Origin of the sequence: Micromonospora chokoriensis (genome assembly GCF_900091505.1) — a bacterium.
Lineage (GTDB): Bacteria > Actinomycetota > Actinomycetes > Mycobacteriales > Micromonosporaceae > Micromonospora > Micromonospora chokoriensis.
The window spans coordinates 4,547,093-4,566,873 of the sequence record NZ_LT607409.1 but is presented as its reverse complement, the minus strand read 5'-3'; the positions used below and the strand labels follow the sequence as shown (position 1 = coordinate 4,566,873).

18 protein-coding genes and 1 riboswitch are annotated in these 19,781 nt (G+C 72.8%); of the genes, 6 read left to right on the top strand and 12 right to left on the bottom strand.

What is annotated here, in order from left to right:
• Positions 1-43 precede the first annotated feature (43 nt).
• From GA0070612_RS21030 to pdhA, 4 genes are all read right to left on the bottom strand, one after another.
• Complete coding sequence (locus tag GA0070612_RS21030) at positions 44-1,723, bottom strand: right-handed parallel beta-helix repeat-containing protein (RefSeq protein ID WP_088991654.1); 1,680 nt, start codon at positions 1,721-1,723, stop codon at positions 44-46.
• 131 nt (positions 1,724-1,854) lie between these two features.
• A complete protein-coding gene (locus GA0070612_RS21025) occupies positions 1,855-3,246 on the bottom strand; it encodes a dihydrolipoamide acetyltransferase family protein (RefSeq protein WP_088991653.1) in 1,392 nt (463 codons plus the stop codon).
• On the bottom strand, positions 3,231-4,235 hold the full coding sequence (locus tag GA0070612_RS21020) for an alpha-ketoacid dehydrogenase subunit beta (protein WP_197699459.1): 1,005 nt from the start codon (positions 4,233-4,235) through the stop codon (positions 3,231-3,233). The genes GA0070612_RS21025 and GA0070612_RS21020 overlap by 16 nt, the downstream gene beginning before the upstream one ends.
• The gene (gene pdhA / locus GA0070612_RS21015) at positions 4,232-5,398 is read right to left on the bottom strand and encodes a pyruvate dehydrogenase (acetyl-transferring) E1 component subunit alpha (protein ID WP_088989470.1); all 1,167 of its coding nucleotides are present in this window, start codon (positions 5,396-5,398) and stop codon (positions 4,232-4,234) included. Before pdhA ends, GA0070612_RS21020 begins: the two co-directional genes overlap by 4 nt.
• A 106-nt stretch (positions 5,399-5,504) precedes the next feature.
• On the opposite strand from pdhA, the gene GA0070612_RS21010 reads away from it, so the two are divergent.
• On the top strand, positions 5,505-6,011 hold the full coding sequence (locus GA0070612_RS21010) for an Lrp/AsnC family transcriptional regulator (RefSeq protein WP_088989469.1): 507 nt from the start codon (positions 5,505-5,507) through the stop codon (positions 6,009-6,011).
• Positions 6,012-6,017: 6 nt separating this feature from the next.
• On the opposite strand, the gene GA0070612_RS21005 is transcribed toward GA0070612_RS21010, so the two are convergent.
• The 4 genes from GA0070612_RS21005 to GA0070612_RS20990 all read right to left on the bottom strand — a co-directional run bounded on the left by GA0070612_RS21005 (position 6,018) and on the right by GA0070612_RS20990 (position 10,287).
• Complete coding sequence (locus GA0070612_RS21005; RefSeq protein WP_088989468.1) at positions 6,018-6,989, bottom strand: DNA polymerase domain-containing protein; 972 nt, start codon at positions 6,987-6,989, stop codon at positions 6,018-6,020.
• A gap of 82 nt (positions 6,990-7,071) precedes the next feature.
• The gene (locus GA0070612_RS21000) at positions 7,072-8,376 is read right to left on the bottom strand and encodes an acyltransferase family protein (protein ID WP_088989467.1); all 1,305 of its coding nucleotides are present in this window, start codon (positions 8,374-8,376) and stop codon (positions 7,072-7,074) included.
• Positions 8,377-8,398: 22 nt separating this feature from the next.
• On the bottom strand, positions 8,399-9,373 hold the full coding sequence (locus GA0070612_RS20995; RefSeq protein ID WP_157742560.1) for an NAD-dependent epimerase/dehydratase family protein: 975 nt from the start codon (positions 9,371-9,373) through the stop codon (positions 8,399-8,401).
• 23 nt (positions 9,374-9,396) lie between these two features.
• Positions 9,397-10,287, bottom strand: coding sequence for a glycosyltransferase family 2 protein (locus GA0070612_RS20990; RefSeq protein ID WP_088989465.1), 891 nt, complete (start codon positions 10,285-10,287; stop codon positions 9,397-9,399).
• A 189-nt stretch (positions 10,288-10,476) separates the two neighbouring features.
• Between GA0070612_RS20990 and GA0070612_RS20985 the strand changes: the two genes are divergently transcribed.
• The 5 genes from GA0070612_RS20985 to GA0070612_RS20965 all read left to right on the top strand — a co-directional run bounded on the left by GA0070612_RS20985 (position 10,477) and on the right by GA0070612_RS20965 (position 15,902).
• On the top strand, positions 10,477-12,039 hold the full coding sequence (locus tag GA0070612_RS20985; protein ID WP_088989464.1) for a glycosyltransferase family 39 protein: 1,563 nt from the start codon (positions 10,477-10,479) through the stop codon (positions 12,037-12,039).
• 43 nt (positions 12,040-12,082) lie between these two features.
• A complete protein-coding gene (locus tag GA0070612_RS20980) occupies positions 12,083-12,814 on the top strand; it encodes a histidine phosphatase family protein (protein ID WP_088989463.1) in 732 nt (243 codons plus the stop codon).
• Complete coding sequence (locus GA0070612_RS20975; protein ID WP_088989462.1) at positions 12,798-13,667, top strand: NAD(P)H-hydrate dehydratase; 870 nt, start codon at positions 12,798-12,800, stop codon at positions 13,665-13,667. The genes GA0070612_RS20980 and GA0070612_RS20975 overlap by 17 nt, the downstream gene beginning before the upstream one ends.
• 80 nt (positions 13,668-13,747) lie before the next feature.
• Positions 13,748-14,248, top strand: a complete 501-nt coding sequence (locus GA0070612_RS20970; protein ID WP_088989461.1) for a hemerythrin domain-containing protein — start codon at positions 13,748-13,750, stop codon at positions 14,246-14,248.
• A gap of 108 nt (positions 14,249-14,356) precedes the next feature.
• Positions 14,357-14,446, top strand: a riboswitch (ZMP/ZTP riboswitch).
• Between the two features lie 19 nt (positions 14,447-14,465).
• Positions 14,466-15,902, top strand: a complete 1,437-nt coding sequence (locus GA0070612_RS20965) for a glycine hydroxymethyltransferase (protein ID WP_088989460.1) — start codon at positions 14,466-14,468, stop codon at positions 15,900-15,902.
• Between the two features lie 128 nt (positions 15,903-16,030).
• On the opposite strand, the gene GA0070612_RS20960 is transcribed toward GA0070612_RS20965, so the two are convergent.
• The 4 genes from GA0070612_RS20960 to GA0070612_RS20945 all read right to left on the bottom strand — a co-directional run bounded on the left by GA0070612_RS20960 (position 16,031) and on the right by GA0070612_RS20945 (position 19,778).
• Positions 16,031-16,291 carry a hypothetical protein gene (locus GA0070612_RS20960; RefSeq protein ID WP_088989459.1) on the bottom strand — a complete coding sequence of 87 codons (261 nt, stop codon included), beginning with the start codon at positions 16,289-16,291 and terminating at the stop codon, positions 16,031-16,033.
• 67 nt (positions 16,292-16,358) lie between these two features.
• Positions 16,359-17,747 (bottom strand): aminotransferase class I/II-fold pyridoxal phosphate-dependent enzyme, encoded by a 1,389-nt coding sequence (locus tag GA0070612_RS20955; protein ID WP_408630575.1) that lies wholly within the window; start codon positions 17,745-17,747, stop codon positions 16,359-16,361.
• A complete protein-coding gene (locus GA0070612_RS20950) occupies positions 17,699-18,799 on the bottom strand; it encodes an alpha-hydroxy acid oxidase (RefSeq protein ID WP_088989458.1) in 1,101 nt (366 codons plus the stop codon). Before GA0070612_RS20950 ends, GA0070612_RS20955 begins: the two co-directional genes overlap by 49 nt.
• Positions 18,792-19,778, bottom strand: coding sequence for an alpha/beta hydrolase (locus GA0070612_RS20945; RefSeq protein WP_088989457.1), 987 nt, complete (start codon positions 19,776-19,778; stop codon positions 18,792-18,794). Before GA0070612_RS20945 ends, GA0070612_RS20950 begins: the two co-directional genes overlap by 8 nt.
• Between the last annotated feature and the right edge of the window lie 3 nt (positions 19,779-19,781).

Here is a 19,781-nt window from a genome sequence, read left to right as displayed (position 1 = left end):
ACCCGTTCCCCCGGCGGCCTCGGCCGTCGCGCAGATCGGCCGCTCAGCTCCAGTCGCTGTCGACGTGGTTGTCCCGCCAGCGTCCGCCCACCGGCGGGGTGTCCAACCGCATCCCCTCCTCGGCGTTGCCGGCGAGGTCGTTGTCCTCGACCCGGCAGTCCACGCAACTGCCGCGCTCGGTGATCCAGAGCCCGTGGGTCTGGGTCTGGTTGTCGTGGTTGTCCCAGACCCGGTTGCCGCGGATGGTCGCCGAGTCGAACGGCGCGTTGATCGTGACACCGGCACGCCGTTCCGGGGCGGGGGCCAACTCGTACCCGCATCCGGGCGGTGGCACGTCCCCGCTCCACGCGCTGAACGCGTCCGGACGGACCGGGGCGAGCATGAGTTCGTCGCCGCTGTTGGCGGCGACCATGGCGACGGCCCGCCCGACCCGCAGGACCTTGCCCCGGTGGCCGTCGTGCGGCCAGTCGGCCGACCGGTCCACCAGCGTCCGCTCGTCGTAGCGCACGGCGTCGCCGGCACCGCCCGCGCCCCGCGCGTACTGCCGGCCGTTGTTCCGGATCCGGTTGTTGAGCAGCACCGCGTCGCTCATCTGGTGGTCGATGCGGACCGCGTCCAACCCGTTGCCCCAGAACTCGTTGCTCTCGATCACCACGTCCCGGATCGTGCCCTGGTAACCGCGCCCCAGGTCGTACGCGTGGTAGCCGTGCTGACCGTTGCCGCTGATCCGGTTGCCCCGCACGGTGTACGGGCCGGGGCTGTTGCCGATGCTCACGCCGTCGCGCAGGTTCGCGTCGATGACGCAGTCGGTGAGCAGTCCACCCCGTCCGGCGATGCCCGCCGTTCCCTGCGCCGACACGTCGAAGCCGGTCTCCAGGTTGCCGGTCATCGTGCAGGCGGAGACGATCAGACCGTCGGCGCCCCAGTCGGAGATGCCGAACCGGTTGCCCTGACTGTGGCAGCCGACGATGCGATAGCCGCGCGGCGGTTCCCAGTAGTCCTTCTGCAACTCCAGGAAGATGCCGTTCGTGCCGTTGGCCAGGGCGGTGCAGTTGGCGATGGTCAGGCGTTCCGTCGTGCCCCACCCGCCGATGCCGATTCCGATGCCGGCGCCGCCGATCTGCTCGCCGTTGTCCAGGCGGCCGCAGCCGACCACCACCACACCGTCGATGAGCGTGTCCTGGAGGAAGTCGCAGCCCAACCCGGTGGCGGCGGTGTGGTGGATGTAGAGGTTGCGGAACACGCCGCGCACCACGTACTGCAGGCCGAGGCCCTTGGCCAGGTAGTTGTACTCGGCCATCGCCACGCCCGAGCCGTCGATCTGGAAGTCGGCGAAGGTGCAGTCGGCGATGTGCCGGTCCCGGTCGGCGCCGTGCTGCACGGCGGTCCAGAACGCCAGCGGGGTCGGGTCGGCGCGGTTGCCCTCGTTGCTGAGCATGAACCGGGTCGCCGCGGGACCGGCCCCGATCAGCGACACGCCGCTGCGCCACACCGTGCCGGCGTCCCGGATCGAGTAGATGCCCGGCGGGCAGTAGATGACCCGGGCCCGCCCGTCCGAGGCGTAACCGGCGCCGAGGCGATCCACGAGGGCGGCCAACGCCGGCTGGTCGTTGGTCGAGCCGTCGCCGGTCAGCCCGTACTCCAGCGCGTCGCAGTAGAGCGGCGCGCCGGCCGCGGCGGGCCGACGCACCCGGACCGAGTTGAGTATCAGCTCGTTCGCCACGGGCCGGCTCCCTTCGACGCGTTCGGTGCGCTCCGGCGGGGCCGACTTCCCGGTCACCGGCTCGGGAAACCCCCGGACCGGCGTCGGCCCCGACGCCGCGAGGGCAGCGCCGGGGCCGACGGGGTACGCCGTCAGACGGCGGCGATCAGCATCGCCGGTCGCTCCACGCAGTCGGCCACGTGCCGCAGGAAACCACCGGCCACCCCGCCGTCGCAGACCCGGTGGTCGAAGGTGAGGCTGAGCTGGGTGACCTTGCGGACGGCGAGCTGCCCGTCGACCACCCACGGCTTGTCCACGATCCGGCCCACTCCGAGCAGGGCCGCCTCGGGGTGATTGATGATCGGCGTGGAGCCGTCGACGCCGAACACCCCGTAGTTGTTCAGCGTGAACGTCCCGCCGGTCAGCCGGGCCGGCGGCAGGTTCCCGGCCCGCGCGGCGGCGGTGGTCGCCGCCAGTTCGGCGGCCAGCTCGGCGGTGGTGAGGCGTTGGGCGTCGCGCAGCACCGGCACCAGCAGACCCCGGTCGGTCTGCGCGGCGATGCCCAGGTGCACCCCGGCGGACTGGACGATCCGCTGCGCCTCCGTGTCGACGCGGGCGTTGAGCTGCGGGAACCGGCGTAGTCCGCTGAGGCAGATCCGGGCCAGCAGGGCCAGGATGCTCACCGGCGCGTCGGGGGTCGCCGCGTTGATCGCCGCACGGGTCTCCAGCAGGCCGGTGGCGTCCACGTCGACCCAGATGGTCACCTCCGGGATCTCCCGCCGGCTGCGGGAGAGCTTGTCGGCGATCGCCTTGCGCACACCGGTGAGGGGGACGATCACGTCGCCGTCCCCGGCCGGCGCGAGGGCGACGTGCGGGTCCGGGACGGCGGCGAGCCGGGCGGCGGGGGCGGTCGCCGCCGCCTCCACGTCGGCACGACGGATCACGCCGCCGGGCCCGGTGCCGCGGACCGTCGTCAGGTCGAGGCCGTGGTCACGGGCCAGCCGCCGGACGATCGGCGAGATGACCAGGGCGGCCGGTGACCGCGCCGGATCGGCGGGCACGGAACCCACGGCCGGGGCTGTCCCACCCGCCGGGCCGGCGCCGCGGGCAGCGTCGGCCGGCCCGGTGTCGGCCGGTTCCGGGGCGAGGGCGAGCCGGGGTCGACGTCGACGCCGGGTGGCGCCGCCGTGCCCGGTGCCGTACCCGATCAGGACGTTGCCGGAGCCGGCCCGTTCCTCCTCGCGGTAGGTGGCGTGCCCGGCCGGCTCGTCGCCACCGTCCAGCGGCGCGATGGTGATCAACGGCTGGCCGACCGGGCGTACCTCACCGGCCGCGCCGTGCAGGGTGACCACCCGACCGGCGTACGGGCAGGGCACGTCCACGACCGCCTTGGCGGTCTCCACCTCGACCACGCTCTGGTCGACGGTGACCACGTCGCCCACGGCGACCCGCCACTCGACGATCTCGGCCTCGCTCAGCCCCTCGCCCAGGTCGGGCAAAAGGAAGACCTGGGTCCGTTCGACGGTGGTCATGCCGCCGCCCAGCGCGCGTCGGGCTGGTCGTCCCACTGCAGGCGGGCCACCGCGTCGAGGACCCGGTCCACACCGGGCAGGTGGGTGTGCTCCAGCATCGGCGCCGGGTACGGGATGTCCAGCCCGGCCACCCGCAGCACCGGGGCGTGCAACGCGTGGAAGCACCGTTCCTGCACCCGGGCGGCGATCTCCGCGCCGACACCCGCGAAGCCGGGGGCCTCCTGGATCACCACGCACCGGCCGGTACGCCGGACCGAGGCGGTGATCGTGGCGTCGTCGAACGGCACGATGGTGCGGACGTCCACCACCTCCAGGTCCCAGCCCTCCTCGCGGGCGGCCTCGGCGGCCTCCAGCGCGACCGGCACCGCCGGCCCGTACGCCACGAGGGTGGCGTCGCGTCCGGGCCGACGCACCACGGCCTTCCCGAACGGCTCGGCACGCGCGGGCAGCGCCGCGTCGGCGCTGGCGAAGTAGAGCTTCTTGGGCTCCATGAAGACCACCGGGTCGGGGTCGTCGATCGCCTCGCGCAGCAGGGAGTACGCGTCCTCGACGGTCGCCGGGGTGACCACCTTCAGTCCGGGGGTGTGCGCGTAGTACGCCTCGGACGAGTCGCAGTGGTGCTCGACCCCGCCGATGCCGCCGGCGTACGGCACGCGGATGACGATCGGCACGCTCAACGCGCCCCGGGTGCGGTTGCGCAGCTTCGCGACGTGCGAGGCGATCTGCTCGAACGCCGGGTACGCGAACGCGTCGAACTGCATCTCGACCACCGGCCGCAGCCCGGACATGGCCAGGCCGACGGCGAAGCCGACGATGCCGGCCTCGGCGAGGGGGGTGTCGAAGCAGCGGTTCTCGCCGAAGCGGGCCTGGAGGCCGTCGGTGATCCGGAAGACGCCACCGAGTTGACCGACGTCCTCACCGAAGACGACGACCCGGTCGTCGGCGGCGAGGGCGTCGGCGAGCGCGGTGTTGAGCGCCTTCGCCATGGTGGTGGCCATCAGGCGTTCCCCTCCTCGTCGCGGGCGGCGGCCAGTTCGGCACGGACCTGCTCGCGCTGTTCGACGAGCTGCGGGGTGGGCTGGGCGTACACGTGGTCGAAGAGGCTCAGCGGGTCGACGGTGGGCTGCTCGTTCATCCGCGCCCGCAGGTCCGCCGCGTACGCCTCGGCCTGCTCGGCGACCTCGGCGACGGCCGCGTCGTCGAGGACGCCACGGGCGCGCAGGTAGGTCTCCAGGCGGGCGACCGGGTCCCGGTCACGCCAGGCGTCGACCTCGGCGCCGTCCCGGTAGCGGCTGGCGTCGTCGGCGTTGGTGTGGGGTTCCATCCGGTAGGTGTGCGCCTCGACCAGGAACGGCCCGTTGCCGGCGCGGGCGTGTGCGACCGCGCGGGTGAGCACGGCGAGCACCGCCACCGGGTCGTTGCCGTCGACCTGCTCGCTCGGTACGCCGTAGCCGACGCCCTTGTAGGCCAGCGACGGCGCGGCGGTCTGCCGGGACAGCGGGACGCTGATCGCGTACCTGTTGTTCTGCACGAAGTAGACCACCGGCGCCTTGAACACGGCGGCGAAGTTGATCCCCTCGTGGAAGTCGCCCTCGCTGGTCGCGCCGTCACCGATGAAGGCCAGCGCCACGGTGTCGCGACCCTGGTACGCCTCGCCGTGCGCCAGCCCGGCGGCGTGCACGCACTGGGTGGCGAGCGGGGTGCACTGCGGAGCGGTGCGTACCTCGCCCGGGTCGTACCCGCAGTGCCAGTCGCCGCGCAGCAGGGTGAGCACCTCGACCGGGTCGATGCCCCGGGCAACCAGAGCCATCGACTCGCGGTAGGTGGGGAAGACCCAGTCGGTGTCGCGGACCGCGAGGACCGCGCCGACCTGGCACGCCTCCTGACCCCGCGAGGACGGGTACACGGCCAGGCGACCCTGCTTGGTCAGGGCGGTGGCCTGGGTGTCGAAGCGGCGGCCGAGCACCATCCGGCGGTACAGCTCGCGCAGCACCTCGACGGGCGGCTCCGGGTAGTCGGTGCGGGCGGGCAGCGGCGTGCCGGTCGGGTCGAGCAGGCGGACCGGCTCGGTGTTCGGCAGCAGCGGACGCGCCGGGTCGGGCGGGGTGGCCGCTCGACGGGTGCGCGGGGATGCCCTGCGGACCGCCTGGGGAGTGGTCGTCACGGCGGAACCTCCTGGGACGTGTGGTGTGCCTATGCTTCCGCCTGTCGGATGATTGACTCAAGATCCACGCGGAAGGCGGGACGATTGGCATGCGAGGAGGCCGACAGTGAGCCAGGAGACCGCCGACGAAGCGGGCCGGGCGGCAGGATCGGGACGATCGGCCCGAGCTCTGGACGAGGTGGACCGGCGGATCCTCGACGAGCTGGTCCGCGACGGTCGCACGTCGGTGCGTACCCTCGCCGAACGGATCCACATCTCCCGCACCAACGCGTACGCCCGGGTGGAGCGGCTGCTGCGCGACGGGGTGATCACCGGGTTCCGGGCCCAGGTGGCGCCCGAGGCGGCCGGGTTGGGCACCTCGGCGTACATCGCGTTGACGATCGAGCAGAACACCTGGCGGGAGGTGTCGGCCGAGCTGGCCCGGGTGCGCTACATCGCGCACGCCGCGCTGCTCGGCGGCGACCACGACGTCCTCGCGCTGGTCCGCGCGCCGGACAACGCCGCGCTGCGGGACGTGGTGCTGGGCCGGGTGCAGAGCATCCCGGGGGTGCTGTCCACCCGCACCTGGCTGGTGTTCGAGGAGTTCGACGGTGCGGGCAGCCCGTGGGCCTGACCCGGCTCACCGCTCGGGTGGGGCCTCCAGCCCTTCCCGGTCGGCCAACTCCAACAGCGGCTCCAGCGAGTGCCGGTCACCGTCCAGACCGGCGTGCGGGTCGCCGCGCTCGGCGAAGCGCGCCGGCATGGACAGGACGTCGAAGTCCTCCGGGCGGGCGTCGTCCAGCTCCGCCCACTCCAGCGGCGCCGACACCAGCGCCCGGGGCGTCGGGCGGATGGAGTACGCCGAGGCCATCGTGTGGTCCCGGGACATCTGGTTGTAGTCCACGAAGACCGGACGGTCCCGCTGGTCGCGCCACCAGGTGGTGGTGACCAGCTCCGGCAATCGGCGCTGCATCTCCCGGCCCAACGCGAGCACCGCGCGCCGGCACTCACCGAAGCCCCACCGCGGCTCGATCGACAGGTAGATGTGCAGGCCCCGCCCGCCGGTGGTCTTCGGATAGCCGGTCATCCCCAGCTCGGCGAGGAAGGCGCAGACCTCCCGGGCCACCGGCACCACCTGCTCGAAGCCGACGCCGGGCAACGGGTCGAGGTCGATGCGGAGCTGGTCGGGGCGTTCCACGTCGGTGGCGCTGACCGGCCACGGGTGGAAACGCAGGGTGCCCAGGTTGGCGGCCCAGATCACCACGGCCAGCTCACTCGGCGCGATCTCGTCGGCGGTGCGGCCACTGGGGAAGGTGATGTGTGCGGTGCGCACCCACTCGGGCGCGCCCGCCGGCAACCGTTTCTGGTAGAACGCGTCGCCCCGGTTGGTCTGCCGGGTGGCGATCGTCGCTCCCTCGAAGACACCGCGCGGCCAGCGCTCCAGCATCGTCGGCCGGTCCCGCAACGCGCGCAGGATGCCGTCGCCGACCGCCAGGAAGTAGCGGACCACGTCCAGCTTGGTCAGCCCCCGCTCCGGGAAGTAGGGCTTGTCGGGGCTGGAGACGCGGACCAGCCGCTCCCCCACCCGGATCTCCTCCGCCGCCGTGGCCACGCCCCCGAGAGTACGACGCGGGGGCGTGGCGGGCGGGCTGCCGCCCGGAGACCAGCGTGGCGGGCGGGCTGCCCCGGCCGGGCTAGCGGCCGGGGACGAGCGTGGCGGGCTGCTGCGGGAGTTCCTGCGTCGGGCCGCCGACCTGCGTGGGCGGCGTCCCGGGTGGTTCCTCGGCCACGGCGGTCTGCTGCTCGGGCGGCACCGCCGGAGTGGACCGGCGGGCCACGAAGCCCGGCGTCCAGTCCTTCAACCGCAGCGCCGGCCGTTCGACCAGCTTCCAGGACAGGAACGCGGCGGCGAAGGCGGCGGCCACCGACATCGCGGCGAACGGCACGTAGCCCCACCGGCTCCAACCGAGGCTCGCCATCACCTGCTGGAAGACGAACCCGTAGATGTAGATGCCGTACGAGTAGTCGTTCTTGCGGCCCACCCAGTGCAGCTGGCGCGGCATCCGCACCGACAGCCAGACCAGCAGGTACGCGAACGCCGGCAGACCGATGACGAAGAACCCGCCGAACAGCAGCGACAGCCCGAGCGCCACCGCCGAGCCGATGCCCAGCGCGTCGTTGATCGGCACCCGCTCCCGGTAGAGGTCCAGGGTCGCGCCGAAGGCGAAGAGGAAGCCCAGATAGACGATGTAGTGGAAGCTCATCCCGCCGACCAGGGGCGAGTTGAACGACCAGCTCGCCGTGGACACCGGGCCGCTGAACTGACCGGAGCTCACCCAGTCGTGCAGGATGCTCAGGTAGAGCGCGACGGTCAGGAACAGCACGAACCGGCGGGCGTTGCGCAGCACCGCCGTCGCGGCGAGCACTCCCACCACGACGTAGCAGAACATCTCGTACTTCAGCGACCACAGGGCACCGTTGAAGACGCTGGAGTTGCTCTTGTCGCCCCAGGGGGTGGTGTCCCTGAGCAGGTCGTGGATGCCGTACTGGCGGACGCCGGTCCACCAGTTGGCCTGTAGGTAGGCCAGCGGACCGCCGGGCTCCCAGGCGTTGTCGAAGAAGCCGTCGGTGCTGCCGTGTTCGCGCAGCGCGACCAGCGGGGCGACGACCAGCGCGGTGATCAGCAGGCAGACCCAGAGCCCGGGGAAGATGCGCAGGGCCCGGTGCCAGGCGTAGCGGATCAGGCCGGTACGCCGGGCGCTGCGGGTGATCAGCAGGCCGGAGAGGACGAAGAAGCCGTAGACGGCCATGGTGCCGACGTTGGTCTGCCGACCGGTGAGGTGGTAGCCGAGGTCGTTGGCCCCGAAGCCGAGGGGCTTGGAGTGCGACAGCACGACGCCGACGGCGAGGCAGAGTCGGATCAGGCCGATGCCGTTGCTGCGGCCGGAGAGCAGGTCGGCCAGCGTGCCACGGGATCGGATGAGGGCGGGGGTAGTCATGCGGCCAGGAACCTCTCGACCATCAGGCGGGCACCTCGGCGCCGGCGTGCTCCCACAACTGCTTCATCTCGGTGTGCAGATCATCGCTCGGCGACCAACCGAGCACCTCGGCGGCCAACCCGACGTCGAGCCGCTGCCAGGTGGTCTCGGCGGGGCCGGTGCGCTCGGCCTCGACCAGGTCGGTCGGCACCTCGCTGGCATTGATGAGGAGCTGGACCATATCACGCGCGCTGGCCGCCACCCCCCGACCGATGTTGATCACGCGGCCGGCCGCGTCGCGGCGGGTCACGGCCAGCAGCACGGCGGCGACGACGTCACTGAGGCCGACGAAGTCGCGCTGGGAGCCGAGCGGGGCCAACTCCAACCGGGCCCGCTCACCGGTGCGTTGCGCGTCGCGCAGCCGGGCCGCGACCACGCCGAGCAGGCTGTGCCCGGGCTGACCGGCGCCGATGACGTTGCCGACCCGCAGCGTGACGCTCTCGACCAGGCCCTGCCGGTGCGCCTCGGTGAGCGCGGTGGTGCAGCGCACCTTGAACTCGCCGTACGGCATCACGGGGGCCGGGGTCAGCTGCTCGGGCATCGAGGTGCCGACCGGGACCAGCCCGTACTCGTGCACGCTGCCCAACTGGACCACGCGGACCCGCCGCGGCAGTCGACCGGCGGCCTCGATCAGTCGCTCGACCAGTGTGACGTTGACGGCGAGCATCTGCGCATCGGTCAGACCCCACATCCCGCCCGCCGCGTTGATCACCACGTGCGGGTCGAGGTCACGCAGCATCTCGGTGATCTCGTCGACGTCGGCCTCGGCCAGGTCCAGGGCCCGGACCTGCACACCCGCGCCGATGACCTTCGGGGTGCGCGCGACGGCGACCACCGTGTGGCCCTGGTCGGCCAGGGCCCGGCAGATCGGGTCGCCGAGGAAGCCGGTGCCGCCCAGCACTGTCACCCGCAGGGGCTGCCCGGCGTCGTCCGCCGGACCTCGTGGAGCGATGATCATGCCGCCTCCCGGGCTGTCGTGGGTCATCGGCCCGGCCCGAACGCGTGCCGGGACAGGCTGCGTACGCCGGCCATCTTGCCCGAGAGGACCGCGGTCGGCAGCAGGGTGATCGCGTGCAGGCGCGACGAGGTGTAGCGCCGGGCGGCCCGGGCCGCGCGGGGCCAGCCGTGTTCGTCCATCCGCCGCGCGACGTCGACGAAGTACGCCCGCGCCTCGGTGAACCGGGAGCCGGTGACCGCGTCGGCGGCGGACTTGCTGACCGCGTGCCGCCGGTACTGGAAGCAGAGGGTGTTGTCGACGGCCATCTGCTCGCCCCGCTGGATCAGGTCGATCACCAGGGCCAGGTCCTGGATGACCTGGAACTCGTCGCGGAAGTCGACGGCCTTGAGCGCGTCGGTGCGCCAGCAGATCGACGGGAAGTAGAACCAGCAGCCGCGCAGCAGGCTGGCCGCGAGGTCCTCACCGCCCATCAGCTCGCGGGACTCGACGCGGGGGGCGTAGAGCCGCCGCTTGGCCTCGTCGACCATCGTGTTGACCACCGTGCCGTCGGCGTCGATGACCTCGACGCCCGGCTGGATCATGCACACGCCCGGGTACTGCTCGATCACCGATCGCACGGTGGCGACGTAGTTGGGGTGCATGATGTCGTCGGTGCCCATCATCACCAGGTACTCGTGCTCGGCGAGGCCGACGCACTTGCGGTAGTTGCCGGTGACCCCGAGGTTGTGCTCGTTGCGCTGGTAGCGGACCCGCTCGTCGTCGATCCCGGCGAACCACTCGGGCACGCCCGGCTCGGTGCCGTCGTCGACCACTGTCAGGCGCCAACCGGGGTCACTCTGCGCCATCACGCTGCGTACCGCCGCCTGCATGAGGGGCACACTCCCGTAGTACGGCAGCATGATGTCAACAATCATCAGGTCGGCGAACCTAACTGTGCGTGGTGGAGGTGCTCGAGAGGCGCGGCCACATTATCAGGCTCCCACCCACGATCGAGCACCGCCGAACCGGACACCGCGACCACACCGACGACGGTCCGACACCGACACGGGCGGGCGCTATCATCGTCGCGCCCCGTACCGCCCTGCCCCCCGGATCGGACGCCGATGTCAGACCGCGCCGTCGCCACTGACGCGCAGCCCGCGCAGACCAACGCCGGGGGCCCGCCCCCACCCGCCACCGCGCCCGAGCCTCGGCCGCTGCGGCTCGCCCGCCGGGTGGCCCGGAGCGTCTGGTTCTGGCCGACGGCGTTCGCCGCGCTGGCGGTCGGCTGGCGACTCGGCAGCCCGGAGATGTGGCACGACGAGCTGGTCACCATCGACGTGGCGACCCGGTCCACCGGGCAGATCCTCGGCATGCTGGCGAACGTCGACGCCGTGCACGGGGCCTACTACCTCTTCATGCACGGCTGGACGACGCTCTTCGGCACCGGGCCGGCCGCGGTGCGGCTGCCGTCGGCGCTGGCGATGGTCCTGGCCACCGCGTGCGTGGCGCTGGCCGGGCGGCGACTGTTCGACCACCGGACGGGTGTCGCCGCCGGGTTCGTCTTCGCCCTGCTGCCCACCGTCACCCGATTCGGGCAGGAGACCCGGTCGTACGCGTTCGTCGTCCTCGGCGCCGCCGCCGCCACGCTGTTCCTGCTCCGCGCGCTGGAGCGGCCGGGGGTCCTGCGGTGGGCGGCGTACGCGCTCGCGGTGGCCGGCACCGGCCTGGTCAACGTCGTCGCGCTGACCATGCTGCTCGGGCACGGGGTGGCCGTCCTGATCCACTGCTGGCGGGAGCGGCGCTGGTGGTCGCTGGCCTGGTTCACGCTCGCCACCGCCGCCGGGGCGGCCATCGCCGCGCCGGTGATCCTGCGCGGGATGAAGCAGGCGGGCCGACAGATCAGCTGGATCCCGGACAGCTCGCCCTGGACGGTCTGGGAGCAGGTCTACGGTTCGACGTTGATCGCCGTCGCGGTGACCGCGCTGGCCGTGGTGGGCCTGCTGGCCCACCTGCGCCGCGACACCGTGGCCCGGACGCTGAGCGCGGCGCTGATCGCCGCGCTGCCGGTGCCGGTGATCCTGGTGGCCGCCACCGGCGACATCAACTACTTCTTCTCCAAGTACCTGCTGTTCCTGATGCCGGCCTGGGCGGTGCTCGCCGGCGCGGGGCTCGCCGCGCTGCGTCGTCCCCCGCTGGTCGCGGTGGCGCTCGTCGTGGTCGCCGCCCTGTCCGTGCCCGGCCAGCTCGCCATGCGCGGCGAGTACTCACACGGCTGGTACACGTACCCGCAGAAGCGGGCGTTCGACCCGCTGTCCTACACCGAGGCCGCCGAGGTCATCGAGGCGGGCTACCAACCCGGCGACGGGCTCGTCGCCGGCGCACCGTGGTGGTGGATGCACGAGGTCGGCGTGCGCTACTACCTCCCGGCGGACGTCTCGCCGCGCAACGTCTTCCAACAGCGGTCGGCGGCCAGGAGCAACGAGCTGTTCGCCACCGACTGCGGTAACCCGGCGAAGTGCCTGCGGGACGAGCCACGCATCTGGGTGCTGCTGCCGGTGCACACCGACGAGCCGTTGAAGGCGCTGCCGAAGAAGCAGGCGGCGGCGCTCACCGAGCGGTACGCAGTGGTCCGGGTGACCACGGTGACCGGGCTGACCGTCGCGCTGCTGCAACGGCGGGGCTGAGCGGGCACGGTTACCGCCGTCGACGCCCGGGTAGGGGGTCGGCATGGCGGAACTGGCGACTCTCTGGATCATCCGACACGGTGAGAGCACCGCGAACGTGGCGGCCACCCGGGCCGAGGCGTCCGGCGAGGAGCTGATCGGGCTCCGTCACCGCGACGCCGACGTGCCGCTCTCCCCCACCGGCGAGGAGCAGGCCCGGGCCACCGGCCGTTGGCTGGCCGAGTTGCCGCCGGACCGCCGGCCGGACGTGGCGGTGGTCTCGCCGTACCTGCGGGCGGTCACGACCTGCGAGTTGGCGCTGGACGGCACCGGCGTGCCGGTCAGCCGCGACGAGCGGCTGCGCGACCGGGAGCTGGGCATCCTCGACGGCCTGACCGGGCACGGGGTACGCCGTCGGTACCCGGACGAGGCGGAGCGCCGGACCCGGCTCGGCAAGTTCTACTACCGGCCGCCGGGCGGCGAGTCCTGGACCGACGTGGCGCTGCGGCTGCGGACCCTCCTCGGCGACCTGCGCCGGGACCACGAGGGCCGGCGTGTCCTGCTGTTCGGCCACGACGCGCTGGTCTTCCTGCTGCGTTACCTGGTGGAGGGGCTGACCGAGGCGGACCTGATGGCGCTGACCCGCGAGCACGTGATCGCCAACTGCTCCGTCACCGACTGGTCCGCCGACGAACGGGGTCGGCTGACTCTGGGTGGGTTCAACGAGGTCGGGCACCTGCACCGGCAGGGCGCCCAGCCGACCAGGGAGGACGAGATCCATGCCGAACCGGTCTGAGGTGCAGGTGATCACGCCGGGGCTGCTGCGGGAGTGGGCGCTGCCGGTGCCGACCGGGGGCAAGGAGAGCCGGGGCACCGTCCTGGTCGTCGGCGGTTCCCGCTTCACTCCGGGCGCGGTGCTCCTCGCCGGGGTGGCGGCGCTGCGCGCCGGCGCCGGGGTGCTCCAGCTCGCCGCCGCCGAGTCCACCGCCGCCACGCTGAGCATCCAGGTGCCCGAGGCGCTGGTGGTCGGGTTGCCGGAGACCGTCGACGGCGCGGTCGCCGCCGACCGGGGCGGCCAACTCGGCGAGCTGGTGGCCGAGGCCGACGTGGTGGCCCTCGGCCCCGGGCTGAAGGCGATCGACGAGACCGACCGCCTGCTGCGGCTCGTCCTGGACGCCGCCCGCCCGCACACGTCGCTGGTGCTCGACGCGTACGCCCTCGGCGCCCTCAGCCACGCGCCGGACCTGCTGGTCGGCTCGGGCCGACCCGTGGTGCTCACGCCCAACGTCACTGAGGCTGGGCACCTGCTCGGGCGGGATCCGGGCGAGGACCTCGACGCCGAGGCGGCCGAGGTGGCCACGCGCTACGAGGCGGTGGTGTCGCTGTACGGGCACGTGGCCGCCCCCGACGGGCGGGGCTGGCGGGAGGAGAGCGCGGACGCCGGGTTGGGCACCTCCGGCAGCGGGGACGTGCTCGCCGGGTTGTTGGCCGGGCTGCTGTCCCGGGGAGCGGATCCGGCGCAGGCCGCCTGCTGGGGATCGTTCGCGCACGCGGTGAGCGGTCAACGGCTGATCCCCCGGTACGGCCGGATCGGCTTCCTCGCCCGGGAACTGCTCGACGAGATCCCCGGCACCCTGTCCATGGTCTGATCAGCCGATTTCCGCTGTTTCCGGATTTGGCCCGCTGGGTACCGGAATCACACCAGCCGAGATCCAGGGAGGTCAGGCCCGTGTCGACCGATGCGATCGTCCTGCTCAAAGAGGACCACAAGGAAATGCGCCGACTGTTCAAGGCCTTCCAGGATGCCGAGGAGGGGCCGGCGAGCAGGCGGCAGAAGCTGGTGAACCAGATCCTCGAGGCCCTCACCGTGCACACCTACCTCGAGAACGAGGTGATGTACCCGGAGGTCCGCCGGCTGCTGCCCGACCTGGAGGACGACATCCTCGAGTCGTACGAGGAGCACCACGTCGCCGACGTGCTCTGCGCCGAGCTGGCCGCCATGGACGCCTCCGACGAACGCTTCAACGCCAAGACCACCGTCCTCATCGAGAACGTCACGCACCACGTCGAGGAGGAAGAGGAGGAGTGGTTCCCGAAGGTCCGCGACGCGCTGGGGCGTAAGCAGCTCCAGGAGATCGGCGAGAAGATGATCGCGCTGCGGGCCGACGCCCCGCGTACCCCCACCGAGCCGAAGGCGATCAAGAAGGCGATGGACGCGATGACCGCGTGAGCCACCCACACGCATCGAGGGCCCGGCGATCCGCCGGGCCCTCGCCGTACCTCGGTGGGTGGCGTCCGGAGGTCGCCCGGGGCGGCCCCGGCCGGCCCGGTAGGATCTCAGACGGGCCGTTACTGGCGCGTGGGGATGGAGAACCATCGGGGAGCGGCCCCGTCACGAGGACGTTTGCCGAGCGCCTGGGCCTTCCCGCACGTCTGTTGGAGGTCGCATGTCGCGCAACGCCGAGTCCACCGCATTCCGTAGTGCCCTTGAGGTGATCCGGGCGGTCGAGCCCCGGGTGGCCGACGCCATCGGCGCCGAACTGACCGACCAGCGGGAGTCGCTGAAGCTCATCGCCAGCGAGAACTACGCCTCCCCGGCGACCCTGCTGGCCATGGGCAACTGGTTCAGCGACAAGTACGCCGAGGGCACCGTCGGCCGTCGCTTCTACGCCGGCTGCCAGAACGTCGACACCGTCGAGGCGCTCGCCGCCGAACACGCCCGCGAGCTGTTCGGCGCGGCGCACGCGTACGTGCAGCCACACTCGGGCATCGACGCCAACCTGGTCGCGTTCTGGGCGGTGCTGGCCGACCGGGTGGAGTCCCCCGCGTTGAAGAAGGCGCAGGTCCGGCAGGTCAACGACCTCACCGAGGCCGACTGGTTCGCGCTGCGCCGCGAGCTGGGCAACCAGCGGATGCTCGGTATGTCGCTGGACGCGGGCGGCCACCTCACGCACGGCTTCCGGCCGAACATCTCGGGCAAGATGTTCGACCAGCGCAGCTACGGCACCGACCCGGAGACCGGCCTGATCGACTACGACCGGGTGGCCGAGGCGGCCCGTGAGTTCAAGCCGCTGATCCTGGTCGGCGGTTACTCGGCGTACCCCCGGAAGGTGAACTTCCGGATCCTGCGGGAGATCGCCGACTCGGTCGGCGCGACCTTCATGGTCGACATGGCGCACTTCGCCGGCCTGGTGGCGGGCAAGGTGTTCACCGGCGACTTCGACCCGGTGCCGCACGCGCACATCGTCACGACCACCACGCACAAGTCGCTGCGCGGCCCGCGCGGCGGCATGGTGCTCTGCCAGCCGGAGCTGGCCGACCAGGTGGACCGGGGCTGCCCGATGGTGCTCGGCGGTCCGCTGCCGCACGTGATGGCCGCCAAGGCGGTCGCGCTCGCGGAGGCCCGTCGCCCCGACTTCGCCGACTACGCGTCTCGGATCGTGGACAACGCGCAGGCCCTCGCCGAAGGGCTGTTGCGCCGCGGCGCGAAGCTCGTCACCGGCGGCACCGACAACCACCTCGTGCTGATCGACGTGTCCGGCTACGGGCTCACCGGTCGGCAGGCCGAGCAGGCGCTGCTCGACTCGGGCATCGTCACCAACCGCAACTCGGTCCCGCAGGACCCGAACGGGGCGTGGTACACGTCCGGCATCCGGATCGGCACCCCGGCGCTGACCACCCGGGGCCTGGGCACCGCCGAGATGGACCAGACCGCGGAGCTGATCCACACCGTGCTCACGCAGACCACCGCGGGCGCCAACGCCGACGGCACCCCGTCGAAGGCGAAGTACACCCTCGACCCGGCCCTGGCCGACAAGATCTCCCGCCAGGCCACCGACCTGCTGGCCCCCCACCCGCTCTATCCCAACATCGACCTGGCGTGACGTGACCTGACCCGCCCCGGCCGGATCGCGTCGATCATGGAGTTGTGGTGCCCGAATCAGGGTGGACAGTGTCATTTGTCCACCACCACAACTCCATGATCGACCCGGACGGGGGGGCGGGGTGGGAGTTAGGCTAGGGGGCGTTTTAGGTGGTAGCGGTGGACTTCGGTGCTGCCCTGGACGTTGTTGACGTCCTCGGCGGCGGAGACCAACTCCCACCCCTCCCGGCCGGCCCGGTTGAGGTGCGCGATGGCGGTGTCCCCGTAGGCGGTGATGTCCTTACGGGACCCGTCCGGCGCGTACCAGACGAACGAGACATGGAAATTGCGGCCCTGTCCCTGATAGCGGCGGACGAGCAGGGCGTACTCCCAGGCAACCATGCGGCCTATTATGACCGTCCACCCAGGACGACGGGCCGCGGGCCGTCGCGCATTGCCATCCGATGAACGCGGTGTGTCAACTCGCCCGAGCGGCCAACTCGTCGGTGATCAGCGCCGCGAGGCGGTCCAACCCGACGTCGATCTGCGCCGGCGTCACCGCGCTGACCGACAGCCGCAGCGCGCACACCGGCGCGGTGTCGTCGTAGAAGTGCGCCATCGGCGTCCACAGCACCCCGTAGTCGCGCGCCGAGCGGTCCAGCAGGGCGTCGTCAACCGGGAACGGCACCGTCACCACCACGAAGAACCCGCCGGCCGGCACCGTCCAGCGCACCGCCGCCGGACCGTCCGTCCCGGCCGGGAACCGGCGGCGCAGCCCGGTCACCAGGTGACGCAGATTCCTCGTGTACGCGGAGCGCTCCCGCGTGTTCGCCGGGATCAGGCTGCATCCGTGCTCCAGCAACCGGCCACCGATCACGGCCTGCGCGATCGGCGACGTGTTCACCGTGACCATGCTCTTGATCATGGCGAGCTGGTCCGCGAGCGGGCCGATCCGGCCGTCCGGGCCGGCGACCCGCTGGTCGGCGACCACGTAACCGACCCGCGCGCCGGGCAGCACGGTCTTGGCGAACGAGCCGAGGTAGACGACCCGCCGCTCGGTGTCCACCGCCTTGAGGGTGGGCGGGCGCCGCCCGTCGTCGACGTGGAACAGCCCGTACGGGTTGTCCTCCAGCAGCAGCAGGTCCTCCTCGGCGGCGAGGGTGAGCAACCGCCGCCGGTCCGCCGCGGAGATGCTGACCCCGGACGGGTTGGCGAAGTCCGGCATCACGTAACAGGCACGCGGCCGTAGCCCCGCCGCCCGGGCCCGCCGCGCCTGGGCCGACAGGTCGGCCAGGTCCACCCCGGACGGACCGCCGGCGACCGGCCACACCGGCAGGTCCACCAGGCGGGCCGCCCCGGTCAGGCCGACGTAGGTCGGTGCGACGGCGAGCAGCACGTCCGTCGGCCCGGTCCGCAGCGCCCGCAGGACCAGGAACATCGCCTCCTGGCAGCCGACGGTCACCACGACGGCCTCCGGGTCGACGGTGATGCCCTCGTCGACGGCGAGGTTGCGGGCGACCAGGTGGTGCACGATGCCCTTGGTCCGGCCGTACTGCAACAGCAGCCGCCGCGCCTGCTCGGGCGGGTGACCCAGGTCGTCGGTGAGGTGCCGGTGGAACGTGTCGAGGTGCCGGTGCACCGCCGCGACGTCGAAGAACTCCTCGTACGGCCGTCCGGCCGCGAGGGACACCGCCGCCGGGTAGCGCTCGGACACCTCGTTGAGGAAGTTCATCGAGGTCAGCGCCGGGTCGCCCAGCGCGGGGTGCAGGTCGGCGGCGGTCAGGTCGGCGGCGGTCAGGTCGACCGGTTCGGTGGCGGTCACGGGCCGAGTGTCCGCAGCTCGGCCGCCGCCGCCGGGTCGGCGCAGCCGGCCAGGGTGAGCGCGTCGGTCAGCTCGACGGCGAGCAGCGCCAACGCGTCCCGCGCGCCACGTTCGCCGCCGGCGGCCAGCGCCCAGAGCAACGGCCGACCGAGCAGCACCCCGGCGGCGCCCAACGCCAGCGCCCGCAGCACGTCGGTGCCGCCGCGGATGCCACTGTCCAGCAGCACCTGACACCTGTCACCGACCGCGTCGACGACCTCCGGCAGCATGGTGACGCTGGCCGGGGCGCCGTCGAGTTGCCGGCCGCCGTGGTTGGACACGACCACCGCGTCCGCGCCGATCCGGACCGCCTCGACCGCGTCCCGGGGATCCAGCACCCCCTTGACCACCAGCGGCAGGTCGACCCGCTCACGCAGCCAGGCCAGATCCGCCCAGCGCAGCGCAGGCGCGAACGAGGCGGCGGTGTGCGCGGCGATCGCGGACACCCCGGGGGCACCGGAGTGCGCCAGAGCGTCGCGCCCGTCGGGCAGGTTCGCGGCCACCACGTCGTCGGGCAGCCGGAACGCGTTGCGCAGGTCGCGCGGACGCCGGCCGAGCACCGGGACGTCCACGGTGACCACCAGCGCCCGGCACCCGGCCGCGACGACCCGGGCCAGCAGGTCGCCGACGAGCGCCCGGTCGCGCAGCCAGTAGAGCTGGAACCACACCTCCGCCCCGACGGCGGTGACCTCCTCGACGGGTGTGCTGCCCAGCGTGCTCGCCAGGTACGGGATCCCGGCCGTGCCGGCCGCCGAGGCCAAACCCACCTCCCCGTCCGGGTGCACCAGCCGCTGGTACGCCATCGGCGCCACCCCGACCGGCATGGCGTACGGGCGGCCGAGCAGTCGGGTGCCGAGGTCGACGGTGTCCACCCCGCGCAGCACCCGGGGCAGGACGGCGACCCGGTCCAACGCGCCCCGGTTGGCGGCGACCGTCACCTCGGCGGCGCTGCCGCCGTCGACGTAGTCCCACACGTCCGGCGGCAGCACCGTCCGGGCCCGTTCGGCGTAGTCGGCGAGCGACACGGCGGGCAGGTCGGTCGGCAGCGGCTCACCCACCGCGTACCGCCGGGTCGGTCGGGGTTCCCGGCACCTCGTCGCGCGCGGACGGCAGCCCGAACCGTTCCCGCAGGAACGCCGCCGCGTCCGCCTGCGCCCGTCGGCCGTCGGTGAAGACGCCCGGCATGGCGAAGAAACCGTGGATCATCCCCGGGTAGTGCGCCGACCGGGTGGGCACGCCGGCGGCGTCCAGGCGCTGCGCGTACCGCTGCCCCTCGGCGCAGAGCGGGTCCACCTCGGCGGTGACCACCAGCGCCGGGGGCAGGCCGGTCAGGTCGTCGGCGAGCAGCGGTGACGCGAGCGGATCCCGGGCCAGGGCCGGGTCGGCGAGGTAGTGCCTCCGGTACCAGGCCACCGACCGGCTGTTGAACAGCGTCGGGTCGCCGTCGGCCGGGTCGGCCGGGTCGCCGCTCTGGTCGGTGTTCGGGTAGACCAGGAGCTGCGCGGCGAGGGAGGGCCCGCCGGCGCGGCAGAGCAGGGTGACCGCGGCGGCCAGGTTCCCACCCGCGCTGTCCCCGCCCACCGCCAAGCGGTCCGGGTCCACGCCCAGCAGCTCGGCGTGCTCGGCGACCCAGCGGGTGGCCGCGTGACAGTCGTGCACCGCCGCCGGGAAGGGGTGCTCGGGCGCGAGCCGGTACCCGACGGTGATCACCTGGCAGGGCACCGTGTTGGTCAGCCTCCGGCAGATGCCGTCGGCGGTGTCGATGCTGCCGAGCGTCCAGCCGCCGCCGAAGAAGTACAGCAGCGTGGGCAGCGGACCCGCCCCGGCCGGCCGGTACACCCGCAGCGGCAGCTCACCGGCCGGGCCGGGAATGCGCTCGTCGCGTACCTCGGCCACCGGCTCGACCACCCCGCTGCCGGCGCGGATCGCGGCCAGGTCCGCGGCGCGAGCCTCGGCAAGGGTCTGCGTGTACAGCGGCGGGGTGCCGGCCGCGGCGCGGGCCGCCCGGTACGCCGCCACCTCCGGGTGCACTGACATGTC

Coding starts and splice junctions, on each gene's coding strand:
- GA0070612_RS20945 (WP_088989457.1), bottom strand. CDS start 19,778: ATGTCAGTGCACCCGGAGGTGGCGGCGTACCGGGCGGCCCGCGCCGCG.
- GA0070612_RS20995 (WP_157742560.1), bottom strand. CDS start 9,373: ATGATCATCGCTCCACGAGGTCCGGCGGACGACGCCGGGCAGCCCCTG.
- GA0070612_RS20985 (WP_088989464.1), top strand. CDS start 10,477: ATGTCAGACCGCGCCGTCGCCACTGACGCGCAGCCCGCGCAGACCAAC.
- GA0070612_RS20980 (WP_088989463.1), top strand. CDS start 12,083: ATGGCGGAACTGGCGACTCTCTGGATCATCCGACACGGTGAGAGCACC.
- GA0070612_RS20965 (WP_088989460.1), top strand. CDS start 14,466: ATGTCGCGCAACGCCGAGTCCACCGCATTCCGTAGTGCCCTTGAGGTG.
- GA0070612_RS20975 (WP_088989462.1), top strand. CDS start 12,798: ATGCCGAACCGGTCTGAGGTGCAGGTGATCACGCCGGGGCTGCTGCGG.
- GA0070612_RS21000 (WP_088989467.1), bottom strand. CDS start 8,376: ATGACTACCCCCGCCCTCATCCGATCCCGTGGCACGCTGGCCGACCTG.
- GA0070612_RS20990 (WP_088989465.1), bottom strand. CDS start 10,287: ATGATTGTTGACATCATGCTGCCGTACTACGGGAGTGTGCCCCTCATG.